Origin of the sequence: Bradyrhizobium sp. (genome assembly GCF_035273305.1) — a bacterium.
Lineage (GTDB): Bacteria > Pseudomonadota > Alphaproteobacteria > Rhizobiales > Xanthobacteraceae > Bradyrhizobium.
The window spans coordinates 1-21730 of record NZ_DATEPI010000324.1 but is presented as its reverse complement, the minus strand read 5'-3'; the positions used below and the strand labels follow the sequence as shown (position 1 = coordinate 21730).

The 21730-nt window shown below is 60.2% G+C and carries 16 protein-coding genes; 8 read left to right on the top strand and 8 right to left on the bottom strand.

Annotated features, from left to right (window positions below; all coding sequences use genetic code 11):
* Window positions 1-16: 16 nt before the first annotated feature.
* From accC to aroQ, 3 genes are read right to left on the bottom strand one after another with little or no spacing between them, the layout of a single operon-like run.
* On the bottom strand, window positions 17-1366 hold the full coding sequence (gene accC / locus VJV58_RS21285) for an acetyl-CoA carboxylase biotin carboxylase subunit (RefSeq protein ID WP_324139341.1): 1350 nt from the start codon (window positions 1364-1366) through the stop codon (window positions 17-19).
* A gap of 24 nt (window positions 1367-1390) precedes the next feature.
* On the bottom strand, window positions 1391-1870 hold the full coding sequence (gene accB / locus VJV58_RS21280; RefSeq protein ID WP_324139340.1) for an acetyl-CoA carboxylase biotin carboxyl carrier protein: 480 nt from the start codon (window positions 1868-1870) through the stop codon (window positions 1391-1393).
* Window positions 1871-1913: 43 nt separating this feature from the next.
* A complete protein-coding gene (gene aroQ, locus VJV58_RS21275) occupies window positions 1914-2381 on the bottom strand; it encodes a type II 3-dehydroquinate dehydratase (protein WP_324139339.1) in 468 nt (155 codons plus the stop codon).
* 398 nt (window positions 2382-2779) lie between these two features.
* On the opposite strand from aroQ, the gene VJV58_RS21270 reads away from it, so the two are divergent.
* Complete coding sequence (locus VJV58_RS21270) at window positions 2780-2935, top strand: hypothetical protein (RefSeq protein ID WP_324139338.1); 156 nt, start codon at window positions 2780-2782, stop codon at window positions 2933-2935.
* Window positions 2936-3241: 306 nt separating this feature from the next.
* Here VJV58_RS21270 and VJV58_RS21265 read toward each other — a convergent pair whose 3' ends face one another.
* The 3 genes from VJV58_RS21265 to VJV58_RS21255 all read right to left on the bottom strand — a co-directional run bounded on the left by VJV58_RS21265 (window position 3242) and on the right by VJV58_RS21255 (window position 6457).
* The gene (locus tag VJV58_RS21265; protein WP_324139337.1) at window positions 3242-4099 is read right to left on the bottom strand and encodes a DUF1236 domain-containing protein; all 858 of its coding nucleotides are present in this window, start codon (window positions 4097-4099) and stop codon (window positions 3242-3244) included.
* A 195-nt stretch (window positions 4100-4294) separates the two neighbouring features.
* The gene (locus tag VJV58_RS21260; RefSeq protein WP_324139336.1) at window positions 4295-5062 is read right to left on the bottom strand and encodes a DsbA family protein; all 768 of its coding nucleotides are present in this window, start codon (window positions 5060-5062) and stop codon (window positions 4295-4297) included.
* A gap of 60 nt (window positions 5063-5122) precedes the next feature.
* On the bottom strand, window positions 5123-6457 hold the full coding sequence (locus VJV58_RS21255; RefSeq protein WP_324139335.1) for a M48 family metalloprotease: 1335 nt from the start codon (window positions 6455-6457) through the stop codon (window positions 5123-5125).
* 169 nt (window positions 6458-6626) lie between these two features.
* Here VJV58_RS21255 and VJV58_RS21250 point away from each other — a divergent pair, with 169 nt between their 5' ends.
* Window positions 6627-7814 (top strand): pyridoxal phosphate-dependent aminotransferase, encoded by a 1188-nt coding sequence (locus VJV58_RS21250; protein ID WP_324139334.1) that lies wholly within the window; start codon window positions 6627-6629, stop codon window positions 7812-7814.
* A 177-nt stretch (window positions 7815-7991) separates the two neighbouring features.
* A complete protein-coding gene (locus VJV58_RS21245) occupies window positions 7992-9311 on the top strand; it encodes a dicarboxylate/amino acid:cation symporter (RefSeq protein WP_324139333.1) in 1320 nt (439 codons plus the stop codon).
* Between the two features lie 48 nt (window positions 9312-9359).
* Here VJV58_RS21245 and VJV58_RS21240 read toward each other — a convergent pair whose 3' ends face one another.
* Entirely contained in the window at window positions 9360-12320 is a 2961-nt protein-coding gene (locus tag VJV58_RS21240; protein WP_324139332.1) for an Rne/Rng family ribonuclease, read from the bottom strand.
* 699 nt (window positions 12321-13019) lie between these two features.
* Here VJV58_RS21240 and VJV58_RS21235 point away from each other — a divergent pair.
* The 5 genes from VJV58_RS21235 to VJV58_RS21215 all read left to right on the top strand — a co-directional run bounded on the left by VJV58_RS21235 (window position 13020) and on the right by VJV58_RS21215 (window position 20598).
* A complete protein-coding gene (locus tag VJV58_RS21235; protein WP_324139331.1) occupies window positions 13020-14315 on the top strand; it encodes an N-acetylmuramoyl-L-alanine amidase in 1296 nt (431 codons plus the stop codon).
* Window positions 14316-14515: 200 nt separating this feature from the next.
* On the top strand, window positions 14516-16999 hold the full coding sequence (locus tag VJV58_RS21230; protein WP_324139330.1) for a penicillin-binding protein 1A: 2484 nt from the start codon (window positions 14516-14518) through the stop codon (window positions 16997-16999).
* A gap of 97 nt (window positions 17000-17096) precedes the next feature.
* Window positions 17097-18228 (top strand): peptide chain release factor 2 gene (prfB, locus tag VJV58_RS21225; RefSeq protein ID WP_324139329.1). Its coding sequence is split into 2 segments (ribosomal slippage): window positions 17097-17165 and window positions 17167-18228, totalling 1131 coding nucleotides; the frame shifts between segments, so codons are not numbered across the junction.
* A 3-nt stretch (window positions 18229-18231) separates the two neighbouring features.
* Entirely contained in the window at window positions 18232-19113 is an 882-nt protein-coding gene (locus VJV58_RS21220; protein ID WP_324139328.1) for an NAD(P)-dependent oxidoreductase, read from the top strand.
* Window positions 19114-19374: 261 nt separating this feature from the next.
* On the top strand, window positions 19375-20598 hold the full coding sequence (locus VJV58_RS21215; RefSeq protein ID WP_324139327.1) for an ABC transporter substrate-binding protein: 1224 nt from the start codon (window positions 19375-19377) through the stop codon (window positions 20596-20598).
* A gap of 60 nt (window positions 20599-20658) precedes the next feature.
* Here the strand turns inward: VJV58_RS21215 and VJV58_RS21210 are convergent.
* Window positions 20659-21730 (bottom strand): M23 family metallopeptidase (locus tag VJV58_RS21210; protein ID WP_324139326.1); only part of this gene is annotated, 1072 nt, incomplete at its 5' end.

The window sequence follows — 21730 nt, the reverse complement described above, 5'->3', positions numbered from 1 at the left end:
ACGACTTTGGGTGGACTCAAACCCCCGGCTGGCCGTTCAGATACTGCTCAAGCCAGTGGATATGGTAATCGCCATCGATAATCGCCGGTTCACGCACCAACGCCCGGAACAGCGGCAACGTGGTCTCGATTCCCTCGACAACCATTTCGTCCAACGCCCGGCGCAGCCGCATCAAGCACTCCCCCCGGGTCTTGCCGTGGACGATCAGCTTGCCCACCAGCGAGTCATAGTAGGGCGGAATGACGTAGCCCTGGTACACGGCGGAATCGATCCTGACGCCCAGGCCGCCCGGCGGATGGTATTGCTGGATCTTGCCGGGCGATGGCCTGAATGTGACTGGATTTTCGGCATTGACGCGGCATTCGATCGCGTGGCCGTTGATCATGACCTCATCTTGTGTCATCGGCAGGTCGCCACCGGCAGCAATCCGGATCTGTTCAAGCACAAGATCGATATCGGTGATCATCTCGGTGACGGGATGCTCTACCTGAATTCGCGTGTTCATCTCGATGAAATAGAACTCGCCATCTTCGTAGAGGAATTCCACCGTGCCGACGCCGAGATATTTCATCGTCTGCATCGCCTTGGCAACGGTCGCGCCTATGCCTTTGCGAGCCGCAGCATCCAGCACAGGCGAGGGGCCTTCCTCCCAGACCTTCTGGTGCCGCCGCTGCAGTGAGCAATCGCGCTCGCTTAGGTGGATCGCGCCGCCACGGCCGTCGCCGAGCACCTGAATTTCAATGTGACGTGGCTTTTCCAGGTACTTCTCGAGATAGACCGAGGCATCGCCAAACGCCGATTTTGCCTCGTTGGCGGCGGTCGAAAGCGCGAGCATCAGATCGTCAGCGGATTGCGCCACCTTCATCCCGCGTCCGCCGCCGCCGGCGGCGGCCTTGACCAGCACCGGAAAACCTATTGCCTTTCCGATCGCCATCGCATCGTCAGTGGCTCCGACGGCTCCGTCCGAGCCAGGCACCACGGGGATGCCGAGTTTCTTCGCTGTTTTCTTGGCCTCGATCTTGTCGCCCATCAGGCGGATGTGTTCGGCTTTTGGGCCAATGAAATGCAAATTGTGCTCGGCGAGGATTTCGGCGAAGCGGGCATTTTCCGAAAGAAATCCGTAGCCGGGATGCACCGCGTCAACGCCGGTGATCTCGCAAGCCGCGAGCAACGCGGGCACGTTCAGATAGCTGTCCTTTGACGGCGGCGGTCCGACGCAGACGCTCTCATCAGCGAGCCGCACATGCATTGCGTCGGCGTCAGCCGTGGAATGCACTGCAACGGTAGCAATGCCGAGTTCCTTGCATGCGCGCAAAATTCGGAGCGCGATCTCGCCGCGATTGGCTATCAGGATCTTGTCGAACATCGCAGCGCCTGACTTTGACGAATGTTATTCAATAATCACCAGCGGCTCACCGAACTCGACCGGCTGCCCATCCTCGACGAGAATTTGCGTCACGGTGCCCGCGCGCGGCGATGGAATCTGGTTCATCGTCTTCATCGCTTCGATGATCAGCAGCGTTTGTCCAATTGACACTTTGCTGCCAACCTCGATGAACGGCTTGGCGCCGGGCTCGGAAGCCCAATAGGCGGTGCCCACCATGGGTGAGGGAACCACGCCCGGATGTTTCGCGATCTCTGTGATCTCGAGCGGGGGCACCGCGGGGATGGTCGCGGAAGCAACGGATTGATAGCCCGCCGGCATCGTCACGGCCATCCCGACGCTGCGCGCAACGCGTACCCGCAATCCTGCGCGCTCGATTTCGATTTCCGTCAGATTAGTCTCGTCGAGCAGCAGTGCGAGTTCGCGAATGAGCGCGTTGTCATCGGTTTTTGGTTTTGCTGTCTTCTCGTCTGGCTGGCGCGCCATGATCTCGTCCGCGGCTTTCTAAAATGGGGTGAATAGGCGGCCTTCAGGCCTTCGCCTTCATGCCGATCTTGGTGGCAAGGCCATTGATGGCGAGCCGGTAGCCATCGATGCCGAAGCCGCTCAGCGTCGCAAAGGCAGCGCGAGCAGTGAAGGAATGATCGCGGAAGTTTTCGCGCGCATGGATATTGCTGATGTGCACTTCGACGGTTGGAATTTTCACCGCCATGAGAGCGTCATGCAGCGCGATGGAAGTGTGGGAGTAAGCCCCCGCGTTGATGATGATGCCGACGGCCTTTTTGGCATGGGCTTCGTGGATGAAATCGATCAGCTCGCCTTCGCGGTTGGACTGGCGGCAATCGGCTTCGAGGCCGAACGGCGCTGCCGTGACGGCGCAAAGCCTCTCAACGTCGGCAAGCGTCGCATGGCCATAGGTGTCGGGCTCGCGGGTCCCCAGCAGGTTGAGGTTCGGGCCGTTAAGGACGTAGATCGTCTCGGCAACACTTTTGGCCATCCAGGCTCCGCTATGTGGCAGCAGGTGCCGGGTTATAGGTAACAACAGCCCCAAGGGGAAGCCTTTCACGCCTGTTGGCCAGCCCTCAAACGCCTCATTCAACTCGTAAAAAGCCACGCAGAACTTGCGGAAACCACTCGAATTAACTGTACTGGCTTTAAATCAGGCGCCTCCTCGTGGCGGGCCTTCTGTTACTCAAGCGATTGTTGGAGCAAGCGTGGCTCTCCTGTTGGTGCAGAAAGCCCTCATGATTGGGGTCGTGTGCCGGTCTCGCCTTTTCAGCAGACTCACGAAACACGTTTGAAACGCGATCAAAGCCATTTCCACTGCGCGGCGAAATCGCGACGATACGAACTGCCTGTATCAATGCCGCTGTCCAATAACCCGAGGGTGCGGCGATGACAGCAATTGCAAAAGCTCTTTTGAATGCGATACCGGCGATCTCATTCGACGTTGAGAATTTTGAGGCGATTGCCCTGTTCTGTGGAGCTGGACTGTTGGTCTCTTTATGCCTGGCCTTCTCCGGTTTGGAGGTCAATTACGGCATGTTCTGAAATATTTGGGAGCCGTCTGATTGTCGGCCGCTCGGGAGCGCAGTTGTGTCGGCCTGGCCACAGCCGGCCTTGTTCCGTCAGGGAACAGGTATTTAGCACTCCCAGCATCCGACAAGGTGCGGGTAAGGTAATGGCACCGGGGCTGCGCGGCATTTTACTTCCGAATAATTTTTGAGCCCGGCGGGCCGCTGGACCTTTCCAGCGGCCATTTTCTATTCTGCGACATGACGGTGAAATCAGGACAGCGCGCAAAAAGAGGGGCGGGCAATCTGCCCGCCCCGCATGCGTTGCTTCCTGGCTGAGCGCTTAGGCTTCCAGTACAGCCACGATCTCCAGCGTTCGCGGATCAACCACTACGATCTGATCGCGAACCAGGAAGTACTCATAGCCACGCCATTCCGGATAGATCGTCACGATCTCTGACGGAAGCGTATGGAAGCTTACGCTCCGTGGAACACGAGTTCCAACAGAGATTGAGAAGTTGACGTTCTCAACCGGCTTCACATGCTGTTCCCTGATCACGCTTGTGATCTTGGTTCGCTGCTCGGTCGAAAGCTTCGCGCCGGCGCCGGCCTGTCCGGTGGTCGTTTGAGACCTTGACTCAACGCTGCCGTTGCGGCCTTCTCGACCTTCCGCGCTCATGTTGCGGTCGCGGTCGCGACCCTCACGGCTTTCCGCGTTCATATTACGATCGCGGTCACGGCCCTCGCGGCTTTCGGCGTTCTTGTTGCGGTCGCGATCCTCTCGACCCGCAGCGCTCTTGTTGTGATCACGATCTTCGCGGCCTTCCGCCTTCATGTTCTTATCCTGACGGCCTTCGGCCTTCATGTTCTTATCCTGACGGCCTTCGGCCTTCATGTCCTTGCCGCCCTTGGCATGGTCATTATCCGAACTCATGGTGTTCGACTTCTGGCCACGCGTTTCATCGGCGCGCTCGTTCTTACCAGCCGTTCCCGATTTCTGCTCGGATTGGCTGGACTTCATACCTGACGAAGATTCATCACGGCCCTGTGTCGCCGAACCGCCGGCTCCCGAGGAAGGCGCGCTTTGTTGAGCAGTGGAACCCGAAGCTCCCTGATGGCCCCCGGTTCCCTGTGCGTTAGCGAACCCGGCTCCGGCGATCAGCGCGGCGGCCGCTACCGACAGCATAAAGCGATTAGTCATTGAATGTCTCCTCACGTGTTAGCATTGCCCGCGCGAACAACGAAAGGCGATGCCTCCAGTTCCGCGCGAACCCCGGTTCCAATCGCTTTGTTTTTTGAATGCAGGATGAACAACGCCGCCACGGAACTGCGCAACGAAAGGCCGGCTGACAGCCGACATTTCAAGATTCCGATTTATGATTTCAGCGTGTAGCGCTCAGCAAGTTGCCTTGCCGCAGCGGGCGATGCCGATCTTTTCTCTGAGGTTATCGAGGCCGACAGCGCCGATCACCACTTGCTTGCCGATCACGTAACTCGGCGTGCCGTTCATCCCCATCGCCTCGGCGAGTTTGAAATTTTCTTCGATCGTTGCGCGCACTTCCGGACTGGCCAGATCCTTCTCGATCCGCCCCATATCAAGCCCGGACTCCTTGGCTGCCGCCATCGCGTGCGCTTTATCCGCGGGACCACGGCCGCCGAGCAGCTTCTGGTGAAACTCGAGATATTTCTTGCCGCTCGGATCCTGCATGCGCACCGCGACCGCGACCTGCGCGGCTTCGACCGAACCCTGGCTCAGAACGGGAAATTCCTTCAGCACGACTTTGAGCTTGGGATCGCTCTTCATCAAATCCAGCATGTCGGCCATCGCACGCTTGCAGTAGCCGCAGTTGTAATCGAAGAATTCGACGAAATTTACGTCACCGTTCTTGTTGCCGAGCACCACGCCGCGCGGTGAGTTAAAAATAGTCGCCGCGTTGCTGTCCACGCTCGCGGCATGTTTTTCGGCTTCGGCGGCAGCCTGGCGCTTGCTGAGTTCGCCCATTGCCTCTTCCAGCACTTCGGGATGAGCGATCAGGTATTTCCTGACAATGGACTCGATCTCGCCGCGCTGACTATCGGAGATGCTCTGAGCTGAAACGGTCGGTGCCATGCTGCATAAGGCGAGTGACAGCGTTGCGGGAACGAGCAGGCGTAATGAACGCATCGGAAAAATCCTCATGGCTGCAAGCCGGCTACGTTAGAACGATATCGGCTCAATTGATCTCTAATTGACTTTCTGACCGGGCAATGGCTTAGCGGCAACGATATCGTCGGCCTTGACCCAGCCGGGCGTGCCGATGGCGAAACGCGTCTTCGCGCGTGAGGCGAGTTCGCGCGCGGTCTTGTTGTCGCCTCGTAGAAAGGCAGCTTGCGCCGAGGCGAGATCGGCTTCTGCATAGTCTCCCTTGCGGCCATAAGCCATCGCGAGTTGTGTGTAGCCAAGCGGCGCCTCGCTCTCGCGCGCTACCGCTGCACGCAGAATCGAAATCGCTTCTTCCGTGTAGGCCTTATTATCGGTTCCAACGAGTGCCTGCCCAAGTAACATCTCGATGAGCGGGGAGCGGTTTGAGAGCTGAACCGCCTTGCGCAAGGGGGCGATCGCCTCGGCCGGCTTGCCGCCCTCCAACAGTGCCTGGCCACGCAATTCATAAAAATAAGGGTTGTTGGGCTGGAGCTGGATCAGCCCATCGATCTGGGCGAGCGCGGAGCGCAGATCGCCGTGGAGATAGGTCGCGATGGCGTGCGCATAGCGCGCCGGCAGAGTTTCATTCGACATAGGGTAGCGCCGATAGACAGTGTCCGGGCGCTCCATAAAGGCCGAGATCTTGGCCCGCACCATGTCGTGGCGAAGTTGCAGCGCTGCGTCGTCCTTCTTGTCCCAATACGGACTTGAACGCGCCAACTCCTCAAGGGCGGCAACGCGCTCGGCCGGCATTGGATGGGACTGCAGATACGGGTCGGCTCCATGCGCGGCGAACAGGCTGTCGTTTGTGAAGCGCTTGAACGTCTCGTACATGCCCTTGGGTGATTGGCCGCTCGCCGTCAAAAACTTCACGCCTGCACGGTCGGCGTTTTCCTCCTGCTGGCGCACATAGGAGATCAGGGTGCGGCGGATCATCTCCTGAGGGCCCGCGACCGCCGCCGCTCCCGCATCGGCCAGTCCGTTATTGCTGTTGCCACTTCTCGCCCCCGCCACCATCGCGCCGGCGCCGAGTAACATCGCGATGATCATCTGGGTCTGCGCACGCGACATTTGCTCGCGCATCTTGGCGAGATGACCGCCTGCCAAATGCCCGGTCTCATGCGCCAGCACTCCGATGATCTGGTTCGGAGTTTCGGACTGCATGATCGCGCCGTAGTTTACGAAAATCCTGCGGCCGTCGGCGACAAAAGCGTTAAACGTACTGTCCTTGATGATGACGACCTGAATGTTTTGCTTCGCCAGACCGGCGGCCGCAAGGATCGGCCGCGTATATTCGCGCAGCAGTTGCTCGGCCTCGGTATCCCGGATTACCGCCGGGCCCTTCTCCTGAGCCAGCGCCGGGCAAACTGGCGTCATGACAAGCGATGCCGCCGTCGCGAGAGCGGTCAGTTTCGCGGCTTTTTTTCGGAGCGCAGGGTAGAACAATAGGGACCTTTGGCGATTGGCGGCAGATCGGATCCGAGCTATGCCCTAACAAACCAGCGAATACGGCTTGTCTGGGGCAGCGGGCGAATAGCAGATATCAATGTTGGATGCGACACTTAGAGAGCGCGCCAGAAGCCTGGTGATGGCATCGGGCCGAAGTAACGTTCCACCATTCATGGTGATGGACGTCATGGCGGCCGCGGCGCGGATCGAAGCCGCGGGCGATCACGTCATTCACATGGAAGTGGGGCAACCCTCCGCGACGGCCCCGAAAGCGGCGATCGCGGCGGCGCAGCGCGCTCTGTTCGACGGCCGGATCGACTACACTTCGGCACTCGGCATTCCCTCGCTTCGCGAGCGCATCGCCAGGCATTATCGCGACAGCTACGGCTGCACTGTAAATGCCGAGCAAATCGTGATTACGACGGGATCATCAGGCGCGTTCATTCTGGCGTTTCTGGCGATGTTCGAGCCCGGCGATCGGGTGGCCGTCACGGTGCCGGGGTATCCACCGTATCGGCACATTCTCACCGCGCTCGGCTGCGAGCCGGTCCTGATCGAAACATCGAGCGAAAACCGTCATGCGCTGACGGGTGAGGCATTGCTGGCTGTCCATCGCAAGAAAGCGCTCAAGGGAGTGCTGGTCGGAAGCCCGGCCAATCCGACGGGCACGATGATGTCAAGGGAGGCGCTCACCAGTTTGATTGCCGTCGCGGAAGGCGCGGGCATTCGGTTCATTTCCGACGAAATCTATCACGGGCTTGATTATGCTTTTCCCGCGGTGACCGCGGTTGAGCTCTCTCCGAACGCGATGGTGATCAACTCGTTCTCGAAATACTTTTGCATGACCGGCTGGCGAGTTGGATGGATGGTCGTGCCGGAGCCGTTGGTCCGGCCGATCGAGCGGCTGCAACAGAATCTCGCGATTTCGGTGCCGACGCTATCGCAGATTGGCGCCGAGGCTGCGTTCGAGGGCCGGCCCGAAATGGAAGCGATTAAGCATGGGTATCAGGAAAACCGCCGCCTGCTGATCGAAGGTCTGCCGCGAGCCGGGCTGGACAAGTTCCTGCCGGCCGACGGCGCGTTTTACCTGTATGCCGACGTCTCGGCGTTCACCTCCAACAGTTTCGAGTTTGCCAAGCAAATGTTGGAAGAGGCGCACGTCGCGGCAACCCCGGGCATCGACTTTGATCCGGTTCACGGTCACCAGTTCATCCGCTTCTCATACGCGCGTTCGCTAGAGGAGATGCAGGAGGCCGTCGCACGCATCGCGCGGTGGCTCGGATAGGCTGGGCGGTCGGTTGCCGGCAATCAGGCAAATGTTCGATCGGCGCGGATAAAATTGCCGAGGCATCAAGCTGCTCATTGACTCTGGCGAGCCAATCGATCTTGCTTGCGGGTTGAGACGACCGTCCTGCGCCAAGAGACGGACGACATCCGCGGGTTCTCATTAGGGAGTTACGTGATGGCGGCTGAAACAGCGGCGCGGGTTCGCGCGCCGAAGCCCTGGTATAAAATCCTTTATGTTCAGGTGCTGATCGCGATCGTATTGGGGATCGTGATCGGTTGGCTCTGGCCCAATCTGGCCACCAACGACTGGATCAAGGCGCTTGGCGACGGCTTCATCAAGCTGATCAAAATGGTGATCGCCCCGATTATCTTTTGCACGGTCGTCTCCGGCATAGCGCACATCCAGGACGCTCGGAAGGTCGGACGCGTCGGCGTCAAGGCGCTGATTTACTTCGAGATCGTCTCGTCCTTTGCGCTGATCCTCGGATTGATCGTGGGCAATCTGGTACATGTCGGTCAGGGCCTTGGCGCGAAACCCGATGCCGCTGCGGTCGCAACCTACGTCAAGCAGGCGGAAGCGCAGAAATCGGTCGATTTCGTCCTCAATATTATTCCTGACAGCGTGGTTGGCGCCCTGGCTAGGGGCGACATCCTCCAGGTGCTGCTATTTGCGATTCTGTTCGGGTTCGCGTTGATGGCGTTGGGCGAACGCGGCCACCGCCTGCGTGACATTATCGACGACACCGCCCATGGCGTGTTCGGCGTGATCGCAATCGTCATGAAGGCGGCGCCGCTCGGCGCCTTCGGCGCGATGGCCTATACCATCGGCAAATATGGCCCGGCCGCTCTTGGCAATCTGGTCGGCCTGATCGCGGTATTCTATCTGACCGCGGCGCTGTTCGTAGTCGTGGTGCTCGGGCTGATTGCGCGGTTCGTCGGCTTCAGCATCTTCAAATTCATCGCGTATATCAAAGACGAACTGCTGATCGTGCTCGGCACCAGTTCTTCGGAGAGCGCGCTGCCGCAGTTAATGGAAAAGCTCGAACGGCTCGGCTGCTCCAAACCGGTAGTGGGCCTGGTGGTCCCCACCGGCTACTCATTTAACCTCGACGGCACCAACATCTACATGACGCTTGCGACCCTATTCATTGCGCAGGCGCTGGGAGTCGATCTTACGTTTAGCCAGCAGCTGACCATCCTGGTCGTCGCGATGCTGACCTCGAAAGGCGCAAGCGGGGTGACGGGCGCGGGCTTCATCACGCTGGCGGCAACCTTGACGGTCGTCAATCCGGTCCTGGTGCCGGGCATGGCGATCGTGTTCTCGGTGGACAAGTTCATGAGCGAGGTTCGCGCGCTCACCAACATAACCGGGAACGGCATTGCCACCGTATTTGTGTCCTGGTGGGAGGGCGAACTCGATTACGCCAAGCTGCAAGAGAAACTCAACACCCAGATCGATCCGTCCGATGTCGAGACGGCGATCACAACCGGCTAAAACAAACCGCCCGGTTTTCCCCGGCGATCCTTCTTTTCTCAACAGGTGTCATTCGCCGCTGCCGAAGCGCCGCGACCACCATCCGGCGCGGCGAGGCTGAGCCTCGCTGGCCGTTTCTGAAAGCGATCGCTCGGCCGGTGCAGGGGGCGGCGATGGCTCCGATGGCTGGCTGGTGGACGGTGCCGGGGCTGTCGCAGATTGGTTGTCACCTAGGAAGCTCACCTTCTCACGCACGGTGGAACGCCGCCGAGCTCTTTCGGCCTCGTGAGCGGACTCGGGTTCGCTAGGGCGCTCCGGCTGTTGGTAATCGCGATCGGCCGGTTGTTGCTCGGGGGTTGGTACGGCCGATTGCGGCTCGGAGATCGGAACCGAGCGCCGAGACGGATTCTCATCGAAATCGGCAACCGCGCCGGACACTTCGGGAGCCGATGCGGGCCCAAGGTCGTCAGCGATCGATCCGGGAAGACCATCCTCCAGCGCGCCGCGCCGGCGGCGTCCGCCGCGACGTCCGCGTCGGCGGGGTCGTCGCTCGCCGCCTGGCGGCTGGTCGCTGCGGACCGCGTCCGGCTGCTCCTCCGAATCCTCGTCTTCCGCCTCGCCTTCTTCGGCGATGACGCCGGGAATGGCAGCGCTTTCAAAGGCAACACGTACGGGCTCAGCCTCATCGCGCGGAGGTCCGCCTTCGCGTGGCTCACCGGAGCGGCCGCGGCGGCGCCGGCGCCGCTTGCGCCTGGGACCGCCATCGCCTTCGCCGCTCTCGTCGCCTGTCGCGGCCTCCTCGGCCAGTCCTTCGGTCTCCTCAGTCTCGACTTCGGATTCGACCTCGATGTCGAAGGGCTCTTCTTCGTCCGCTTCTTCGACCTGCGCAGGTAACGCAGCCAACTGGGCCGCCAACAGTGCCTTCGCGGCTTCAAGCGTGTGCACCTGTTCGCCACGGTCGATAATGAACGACTGCTGCCCGCTTACGGTCGGGTCCGCGATCACGGCCAACGTCACCTTGAAGCTGTTTTCGAGATCGCGCAGGTGGGCGCGCTTGTGGTTGAGGACATAAAGCGCAACGTCGGTCCGGGTGCGCACCACGAGATTGTGGGTCGCGCCTTTCATCAACAGCTCCTCGAGCCCGCGCAGCAATTGCAGCGCCACCGAAGATACCGATCGGACATGGCCGCTGCCGCCGCACTGCGGGCAGGGCTCGGTCGAACTCTCCAGAACGCTGGCCCGAATTCGCTGGCGGGACATTTCGAGCAGGCCGAAATGCGAAATGCGTCCGACCTGGATTCGCGCGCGGTCCTGCCGCAGGCAATCGCTCAGTTTGCGTTCAACCGCCCGGTTGTTGCGCTTCTCGTCCATGTCGATGAAGTCGATCACGATGAGGCCGGCGAGGTCGCGCAACCGAAGCTGCCTTGCGACTTCCTCGGCCGCCTCGAGATTGGTCTTCAGCGCGGTGTCTTCGATGTGATGTTCGCGCGTCGATCGACCAGAATTGACGTCAATCGAGACCAGCGCCTCGGTTTGATTGATGACGATGTACCCGCCGGATCGTAACTGCACCGTCGGTGAAAACATCGCATCGAGCTGGCTCTCGACACCCATGCGGGAGAACAGCGGCTGGCCGTCCCGATACTGCTTCACCGCCCGCACGTTCGAGGGCATCAGCATTTTCATGAAATCGCGGGCTTCCTGATAACCGGCCTCTCCGGCGACCAGAATTTCATCGATTTCCTTGTTGTAGAGGTCGCGCAGCGATCGCTTGATCAGGGAGCCTTCCTCGTAAACCAGTGTCGGCGCCTGCGACTTGAGCGTCATGTCGCGGACTGTCTCCCACATCCGGATCAGATATTCGAAGTCACGCTTGATCTCCGGTTTGGTGCGGGAAGCGCCCGCGGTCCGCAGGATGATTCCCATGCCCTCGGGCACGTCGAGATCCTGCACAACTTCCTTCAGTCGCGAGCGATCCTGGGCGGAAGTAATCTTGCGGCTGATGCCGCCGCCACGCGCGGTGTTGGGCATCAGGACCGCGTATCGACCGGCCAGCGATAGGTACGTCGTCAGCGCGGCGCCTTTATTACCGCGTTCCTCCTTGACCACTTGCACCAACATCACCTGGCGGCGCTTGATGACTTCCTGAATCTTGTATTGGCGGCGCGGACGGAATGCCCGTTCCGGCACTTCCTCCAGCACGTCATCGCCGCCGACGGATTCGACGACTTCTTCTTCGGCGTCCTCGCTCTCGTCTTCATCGTCGAGAGCTTCATCGCCGGCAGGCGCGGGCTCAATGGCTTCCGACGCGACGGATTCGGCTCGCGGGTGTTCGGCCTGCTCTCCATTTTCGTGATGCTCAAGGTCCTCAGGCGCGTGTTCATGACTTTCATCATGCGCGTGCTGATCGCCAGCTTCGGCTCCGAACTCCTGCGCTGTATTTAGATTAGGCTCAGTTGGCTCGGCCCGTGTTTCGCTCGGATAGGGCTCCCCCGCTTGCTCGTGCACCTGAACGGGTTCATGCGGGTATTCATGCGCGTGATCATGATCTTCCGCGTGATGTTCGGTGTGCAGCGGTTCATGGTCATGGTTGTCGGGGTAGGCAGGTTGAGGCGCCTCGCCGCTGGCGTTTTCCACGATCTCGCTCTGGATGCGCTCGCCATTGCCGCGGCGACGCGAATTGCGATGGCGCGGCCGGCGGCGATTCGAGCGGTTCTCGGTCTCCTCTTCGGCCTCGCGGTGGGCCCGTTCCTCCGCCTCGATCAGGGCTTGGCGATCGGCAACCGGGATCTGATAGTAGTCGGGATGGATTTCGCTGAAAGCCAGAAAGCCATGGCGGTTGCCGCCATATTCGATGAAGGCGGCCTGCAGTGATGGCTCTACGCGAGTGACCTTGGCCAGATAGATATTGCCGCGCAGTTGCTTGCGTTGGGCGGTCTCGAAATCAAACTCTTCGACGCGATTGCCGCGGACCACAACGACCCGGGTCTCCTCCGGATGGGTGGCATCGATCAACATTTTGTTGGGCATTTTGAAACTCTTGACGGCGGCGGGCGCGTATAGCGGTAAGCGCGTGTCGCGCTGCCGGGTGACGCGACGGTCCACCTGATTCGGGGGTGAGGGGAAGGCCAAAACGCAACCCGGGGCGCCCGTCCGATCGGGATCGTTGCGGAGCACCGCGGCGTGCAGAGCTTTCACTCCGCGTCGGCGCGATTCTTCGCTGGACCTTGGTCGGCAACACAGTCTGGCGCATCAAGCGTCGGCCCGTCTAAAAACGTGGGCGGCAAAGCGCCGCCTTATCTATCGCTGAAGGCCCGGCGCGGCGCGAAAGCGCTCGCCGGCCATTCGCATATCGGGCCCTTAAGGCCGAATAATCGGTTCTGTCGTCTCTTTAAGCCGGCCCTGGGATAAGATAGCACCTTGGGACCGGACGCCGCTCGGGGTCGAAACCGCCGCTCCTTATCAGCCGCGCGCTGCGCTGGCTGCGGAGGGATCGGAAATGCGCTGGAATCTCTGAACTTCAAGATTCCGACGCTGCACCGGGAGGCTGAACGCGACACAACCGGGAGTTTTAGCCGTCAGCCCTCTGTACATACGTGGATTGGGGATTGCGTGCAAGAGACGCGTCGGCAGGTCGCAATGGTCCACACTATTCGCTAAAATCGCCTTAAGGATCAGTTAACCCTGTGGTTCTATTGCGGTAAGAGGCTCCTCGGAGGGACGGATTCGTTGGCGAGCCGCGCAATTCATCGTGTTTTGTTCATGGCGGCCCTGTTGTGCGCCGCAGCATTACTATGTCACGGTACCGCGCTCAGTGCGGCCGAGAACACACCGGTAACCCCCGCCAACGCCTCGAATTTCCCCATCGCGTCGGACGCTCGGCTTGCCGGAGACAACAAACAGACCCGATTTGTTCTCGATCTCGACAAGGCTGTTCGTTTTCGCGCATTTACATTAGCCGACCCGTACCGGGTGGTACTGGATATTCCTCAAGTCACATTCCAGCTTCCGCCGGGCATCGGCACTGCAGGGCGCGGCCTGGTGAAGGCATTCCGATATGGGCTCGTCATGCCCGGCGGCTCGCGATTGGTTTTCGATCTGACCGGACCCGCCAAAATCACCAAAGCCGCCGTGCTCGATGCGGCCTACGGCCAGCCGGCGCGGCTCGTGCTTGAGTTTGAAGAAACGGATCGCACGTCCTTTGTGCAGTTGTTGGGGGCGGAAAGTCGGCCGGAGCTAAGGCCAGCCATCGGAACAGCCGCGGCCGCCGTCGCTTCAGCACAAGCCACGGCTCCGATCGAAGCTCCGGCTGTGACCGATTCCCGCCCGGTTATCGTCATCGATCCCGGCCATGGCGGCATCGATAATGGCACGCAAACGAGCACCGAGAGCGAGAAGAATCTGGTTCTTGGATTTGGTCTGGCACTAAGGGAACGGCTTGAGAAAAGCGGTAAATACCGGGTGGTGATGACCCGCACTGACGACACGTTCATCCCGCTAGACGATCGTGTCAAAATCGCACGCAATCAATCGGCAGCACTGTTTGTCTCGATTCATGCGGATGCGTTGCCGCGCGGCGAAGGCGATGCGCAAGGTGCCACGATCTACACATTGTCCGACCGTGCTTCCGACGCCGAGGCTGAACGGCTTGCCGAGGCTGAAAACAAAGCTGATGCGATCGGAGGCGTGAACCTCACCGAAGAGCCGACCGAAGTCGCCGACATTCTCATTGATTTGGCGCAGCGCGAAACCCGTACATTTTCCAACCATTTTGCGCGGCTGCTCTTGGGCGAGATGAAGAACAACGTTCGGATGCACAAGCGTCCTTTGAAATCTGCCGGATTTAGGGTGCTGAAGGCTCCAGATGTGCCGTCGGTGCTGGTCGAATTAGGCTACGTCTCGAACAAGGGCGACCTCGAACATTTGGTCTCTGAAGGCTGGCGCTCCCGGACCGTGGGATCGATGGCATCGGCCATCGACGCGTTTTTGGCCAAACGCCTGGCAAGGATTGGACTCGCCAACTAACCAATTTGAGGAGGGCGCTTGCGGTGGAAGCCCTAGTTTGGCCACAGCGGCAGCTTTATAAAAAATTGACGTGAGGCCTTGGGAATCGATCAAAACTCGCTGCGAGCCAACCTAGAGACGCGCGCCACGTCGCGTGTTTGCAGAGAACCCCGGAAGAGTGCCGGTCATCGCGTTGCACGGGCAGGAACGGATAGTAGATAATGCGATTGCTCGTGCGGTTCCTCGGTTTTCTGTTCGCCGCCGGAACAGTTGTGTTCCTTGTGGGCGTAGCGGCGACGGCCGGGCTGATCTGGCATTTTTCCCAGGATCTGCCGGATTATTCTCAGCTTCAGGATTATGAGCCGCCGGTCATGACGCGCGTCCACGCGGCGGACGGCGCGCTGCTCGGGGAATATTCCAAGGAGCGGCGCCTGTACCTGCCGATCCAGGCGGTCCCAAAACTCGTCGTCAACGCGTTCCTGGCGGCTGAGGACAAGAATTTCTACGAGCATGGCGGCATCGACTTCCAGGGTATGGCGCGCGCGGCCGTGCTCTACGCCCAGAATTACGGTTCCAACCGCCGGCCGCAGGGCGCGTCCACCATCACCCAACAGGTGGCAAAGAATTTTCTGCTGACGAACGAAGTCTCCTTCACACGCAAGATCAAGGAAGCGCTGCTGGCGATGCGCATCGAGCGCGCGTACTCAAAGGACAAGATCCTCGAACTTTATCTCAATGAAATTTATCTCGGCCTTGGCGCTTACGGAGTGGCGGCGGCATCGCTGGTATATTTCGATAAGTCCGTGAATGAACTGACGGTAGCGGAGGCGTCTTATTTGGCGGCCCTCCCCAAGGCTCCCGCCGCGCTGCATCCCGTTCGTAACCATGACCGGGCGATCGAGCGCCGCAACTACGTGATCGACCGTCTTCTGGAAAATGGCTGGATCAAACAGGCTGACGCGGAGAAGGCCCGCAAGGATCCGCTGAACGTGACCAATCGCGCAAACGGTGCGCACATTTTCGCAGGTGAGTATTTCGCGGAGGAAGTCCGTCGCGACATCTTCGAACGTTACGGTGAAAAGAAACTCTATGAAGGCGGTCTGTCGGTACGCACCACGTTGGATCCGAAGATTCAAGTGATGGCGCGCAAGACCATGGCGGCCGGTCTGGTGAATTTTGACGAGCAACAGGGCTGGCGGGGCGCGGTTACGCAGATCGATATCTCCGGCGATTGGGGCGTAAAACTCGCCGATGTTAAATCGCTTTCGGATATATCGCCGTGGCGGATGGCGGTGGTGCTGGAGACCAGCGACCAGTCAGCGCGCATTGGTTTTCAGCCGGGCAGGGAGCTTGGCGGCGCTGTCAGCAAGGAGCGGCAAACCGGGATTATTACGCTCGACGGGGTGAAATGGGCCAAAGCCGCCTCCGGACCGACGCGGTTCAAGAGTCCAAGTTCGGTGTCGCGCGTGTTGTCGCCGGGCGACGTGATCTATGCCGATCCTCTGATCAAGGATGGCAATCCAGTCGAAGGACAGTACCGGCTGCGTCAACTGCCGGAAATTTCCGGCGCGATGGTGGTCATGGACCCGTGGACTGGCCGCGTGCTGGCGATGGTCGGTGGATTCTCGTTCGACCAAAGCCAGTTCAATCGCGCGACACAGGCCTATCGGCAGCCGGGATCATCGTTCAAGCCGATCGTTTACTCCTCTGCACTGGACAACGGATACACCCCATCGACCGTCGTCGTCGACGCGCCGATCGAGATCGATCAGGGCCAGGGCGGCGGCGTTTGGCGTCCCGAGAACTATTCGTCCGGAAAGTATTACGGGCCCCAGACGCTGCGTAACGCGTTGCGACTATCGCTCAACACGGTCACCGTCCGGCTGGCGCAGGATATCGGCATGCCGCTGATCGGCGAATACGCCAAGCGCTTTGGCGTGTACGACGAACTGCCAAATTATCTCTCCTATGCGCTCGGCGCCGGCGAGACCACGGTGATGCGGATGGTGAGCGCCTATTCGATGATCGCGAATGGAGGTCGCCGGGTGAAGCCAACCTTGATCGATCGTATCCAGGATCGCTACGGGCATACGATCTTCAAACATGACACGCGCGAGTGCCGTGGCTGCGACGCTCCGGGCGGCTGGAAGAACCAGCCTGAGCCGCAGCTAGTCGATCGGCGGGAGCAGGTTCTGGATTCGATGACCGCCTACCAGATCACCTCGATGATGGAAGGTGTGGTCCAGGGCGGCACGGCAACGGTGGTCAGGGAAGTCGGCAAGCCAATCGCAGGCAAGACCGGGACCACCAATGACGAGAAGGATGCGTGGTTCATCGGCTTCTCGCCGGACATCGTGGTCGGGATCTATATGGGTTATGACAAGCCGCGCAATCTTGGCAGAGGCGCCACTGGCGGCCATTTGGCCGCGCCGATCGCCCGCGACTTCCTTAAGCTCGCGCTTGCCGATAAACCGGCGATTCCGTTCAAGGTCCCGGCCGGCATCAAGCTGATCCGCGTCGACGCCAAGACGGGCATGCGGGCCGGCCCGGGTGACACCCGGACCATCCTGGAAGCTTTCAAGCCGGGTACCGCGCCACCGGATAATTACTCGGTGATCGGGGTGGCAGACGCCGACGGGCGTTCGCTGATGGCACCGCCTGATGCCGGCTATATCATGCGCCCGGGCACCGGCGGGCTTTACTAGCCGATTGCGCTTTGCGGCGCCCGCCGCTACATCCCTCGCTCACGCGTGAAAATGAAAAAGCAAAAAATGGCGGCATGTGCCGCAGATCAGAGAGCCTATGCGCGCCGAAGTCGAACGGTTGGTTGAAGAGATCAAGCAGTCAGTCGGGCTGCTGAGGAGGCATCTTTGACGTCGAGAAATCCACAGCCCGCCTTGCTGAGCTGAACAAGCTCGCGGAAGACCCCAACCTCTGGAACGATCCGCAGAAGGCGCAGAAGCTGATGCAAGAGCGGACCTCCCTCGAGGATGCGCTCAGTGGGATCGGCAAAGTCGCACGCGAACTCGAGGACAATATCGGGATGATCGAGCTCGGCGAGGCCGAGAACGATTTGGGCGTGGTGGCGGAGGCCGAGACCGCGCTCAAGAATTTAAAGAAGGAAGTCGCCAGACGCGAGTTGGAAGCTCTGCTGTCGGGAGAGGCGGACCGCTTCGATTCCTATCTTGAGGTTCACGCGGGCGCGGGCGGCACCGAGAGCCAGGACTGGGCCGCGATGCTGTTGCGGATGTATACCCGCTGGGCCGAGAAGCATGGCTTCAAGATCGAATATCTCGAAGAGACGCAAGGCGAAGAGGCCGGCATTAAATCAGCTACCATCCAGATCAGCGGTCACAACGCCTATGGTTGGCTCAAAACCGAAGGCGGCGTGCATCGGCTGGTGCGGATTTCACCGTTCGATTCCAACGCACGCCGGCACACATCCTTCTCCAGCGTCGCCGTGTTTCCGGTGGTCGACGACAGCATCAAAATCGACATCAAGGAATCCGACGTGCGGACCGATACGATGCGCTCGGGCGGCGCCGGCGGCCAACACGTCAACAAGACTGAATCAGCGGTAAGGCTGACGCACGTTCCGACCGGAGTCGCCGTGGTTTGCCAGGCCGGACGTTCGCAGCACAAGAACCGGGCGCAGGCGTGGGATATGTTACGGGCGCGGTTGTATGAAATTGAATTGAAAAAGCGCGAGGAGCAGGCTGCCGCCGATCAGGCGGCCAAGACTGACATCGGCTGGGGTCATCAAATCCGCTCGTATGTGCTGCAGCCGTATCAGATGGTCAAAGATCTTCGAACCGGCGTGCAGACCTCGGACACCTCCGGTGTGCTCGATGGCGACCTCGACGAATTCATGGCCGCGACGTTGGCGCAGCGCGCATTCGGCACCACGCCTGGCGCGGTCGAGGATGTGGACTGACGCATGACGACCGTCGCCTTCATCGGCCTCGGCCGCATGGGTCATGGCATGGCCGGCCGCTATCTCGATGCGGGTTTTGACGTGGCCGTATGGAATCGGAGCAAGGCGAAAGCGGAAGATCTGCTCGCGCGGGGAGCACGATGGGCTGCATCTCCCGCAGGGGCTGCCAACGGCGCCGATGCCATCGTGACCATGGTGGCCGACGACGAGGCCTCGCGCGCGGTGTGGATGGGCAAGGATGGCGCGGCGTCAGCCGCCAAAGCCGGAACGTTCGCGATCGAATGCTCGACCGTTTCATACGATCACGCGCTTGATCTCGCAGCCGCGCTTCGCGGGCGCGGCCTCATCTATATCGATTCTCCGGTGACGGGATTGCCGGACGCGGCGGCGAGCGGAAAGCTCACCCTGCTAATTGGAGCCGAGCCGGCCGATCTCGAACAAGCGCGTCCATTTTTGGCCCCGCTCTCGACTACTATTCGGCACTTCGGCCCGGTCGGGACCGGCACGGTTTACAAGCTGATCAACAATTTGATGGGTGCGATTCAGATCGCGGGCATCGCGGAAGGTCTCGCGATCGCCGAACAGGCAGGCTTGGACATGAAGCTGGTGCTGGAGGCAGTCGAAACCGGCGTCGCGGCCAGTCCGCAGGTCATCCGTCATTCCCGCCGCATGGTGGCGCGGGATTTCTCCGGTGCGAATTTCACCGCGACGCTGCGGCACAAGGATGCTGCCTATGCCGTGGCGCTCGCGGAGCGCTTGCTGTCGGGCGCGCCATTGATGGGACGGGCGGCGGTTGAGGCCTATGGGAGAGCCAAGGCCCACGCGCCCAATGAGGACGAAGGCAAGATCATCGAGATCGTGTCGCGGCCTAAGGGCGCTGCCTGATCACGCGAGCGCCTGTGCGTCCTTCCATTCCGGAAATGACGCCCTAAACCGGGCGCTGTCCCGTTTCCGCGCGTGTCATGCTGCGTAGATAGCGCAGCCTCGGATGTTGTGGGCCAATTCTTCTGTTCGGTTCCAAACCGTTCGGTAAATGAGAGCTGCTGGCGAGCAACAATCCTGTTTCGCGGCGCGAAATAAGCTGATGCTTGCATGCCGATGCGCGACTTGCGACACTTGAGCAAAACGAGCGTCAGGGAGAGAGCGATGCCGGGACGTATCCGAAATTTTGCTGTGCTGATGGCATTTGCGGCTGCGGCGATCAGCACCTCCGCAGCGAATGCACAAGGGAAATACGACCCGGGCGCCAGCGATAGCGAGATCAAAATCGGCAACATCATGCCCTATAGCGGGCCAGCCTCTTCATACGGCGTGATCGGCAAGACGGAAGCTGCTTACTTCGAGAAGATCAACGCCGAAGGCGGTATCAACGGCCGCAAGATCAAGTTCATCTCTTATGACGACGCTTACAGCCCGCCAAAGGCGATCGAGCAGGCACGCAAGCTCGTGGAGAGCGACGAGGTATTGCTGATTTTCCAACCCCTGGGCACGCCTTCGAATTCTGCGATCCAGAAATACATGAATGCCAAGAAGGTCCCGCAGCTCTTTGTGGCGTCTGGCGCGACAAAATGGGGCGATCCAAAGAATTTTCCGTGGACGATGGGGTGGCAGCCGAACTACCAGAGCGAGGGTCGCATCTACGCGAAATACATTCTGGATCATTATCCCAACGGCAAGATCGCCGTATTCTGGCAGAACGACGACGCCGGCAGGGATCAGGTCAAAGGCCTGCGTGACGGACTCGGCGACAAGGTCGGCATGATCATCGCCGAGAAATCCTATGAGGTCAGCGATCCCACGATCGACTCGCAGATCGTCGCGCTGCACGATTCGGGCGCGGACATTTTCTTCTCATGGGCGGCGCCGAAGGGTTCGGCGCAGGCAATCCGAAAAGTAGGCGAACTTGGTTGGAAGCCGAAATTCTTCCTCGCGAACACTGCGACGTCTGTGGCTTCCGTGTTAAAACCGGCAGGCCTCGAAAACGCCAAGGGCATTATCTCGACAGCATATCTCAAGGATCCCACTGATCCTGCCTGGAAGGATGACGCCGGCGTGAAGACGTGGCGCGCCTTTATGGACAAATATTATCCCGATGGCGACAAGACCAACTCCAACAACGTTTACGGTTACGTGCTGGCGCAGAATATGGTGCAGGTGCTCAAGCAATGCGGCGACGAGCTGACGCGCGAAAACATCATGAGGCAGGCCGCCAACCTGAAGGACTTTTCGACCGACATGATGCTGCCCGGCATAAAGGTCAACACCGCGCCCAACGACTTCTTTCCCGTCGAGCAGATGCAGTTGATGAAATTTGACGGCGAAGCTTGGCAGTTGTTCGGTGACGTCATCACTGGCGAGGTGGGGCATTAGCCGAAAGATGACAGCGCACATCCGGACAACGACGCCCGACGTTGAGACAAGTTCGGCGCTTTAGCCGGCGCTCAGCCGCACGCCCGCGCGCAGAAATTTTTGCGGATCGACCGCTTCGCCGTCGATCCTGGTCTCGTAATGCAGATGCGGGCCGGTGGATCGGCCAGTTGATCCGACTTCGCCGATCACTTGTCCGATCCTGATCGGATCGCCCACTTTGACGCTGATTTCCGAGAGATGGCCGTAGCGCGTCGACAGCCCATTGCCGTGGTCAATTTCCACCATGCGGCCGTAGCCGCCCGCCCACCCCGAAGACACTACTTTGCCGTTGGCGGTAGCGCGGACGGGATCGCCGGTTGCCGCGCGGAAATCCAGCCCGGTATGCATCGCGGGGCGGCCGAGGAACGGATCGCTCCGGACACCGAAGCCGCTGGTGAATTCGACTTCGCCTATCACGGGCTTGCGATAGGGGACCAAGGCGAGAGTCCGGTTGAGTCGATCGAGCTGCGCCCGGGTCATATTTATCCGGTAAAGTTGGCGTTCGAACGCTCCCGCGCTTGGAGGAAGTTTCAGAGGTACAAAGGGGCCACCCATGCCGCCCCGAGGGGTTGCCGCCTCGAGTTGCGCCAAGTCGAGACCCAGATCTGAAAAGACACCGCGCATCCGGCGTGCACGCGACTCCATGTTGTCTTCGACGGCGTTAAGCGCTGCCATCTGGCGACTCTCGACTTTGTCGAGTGAAGTCTGCAGCCGCACCAGAACGTTATCGAGGCCCTGCATCTTGGCAAATTGGCTTGGTTGGGCGTTGGTGGCGCTAATCGCTCGCGATTCAAGCCGCGCCTCGCGATCTGGCGGGGCGACGAAAATCACGGTGTTGCTGATGGGCGAGGGTTTGGGGGCAGCGGGAGAAACGGTTTCGCTTGCCAGCGGACTCCGCGACGGCGATCTGATCGATCCGGTGACCGAGAGGTCGGACATGGCGCCGAGCGCATTAGCCCGCGATTCGAGCGTGGTCTGGCGGCGCATGATCTGCTCGAGCTTTTGATCGAACTGTTCCTGATCAAGCAGTTGCCGGCTCGTGGTGCGATCGATTTTAGCCCTTAGTTCGGCAATGCGATCCTCGTATGCGTAT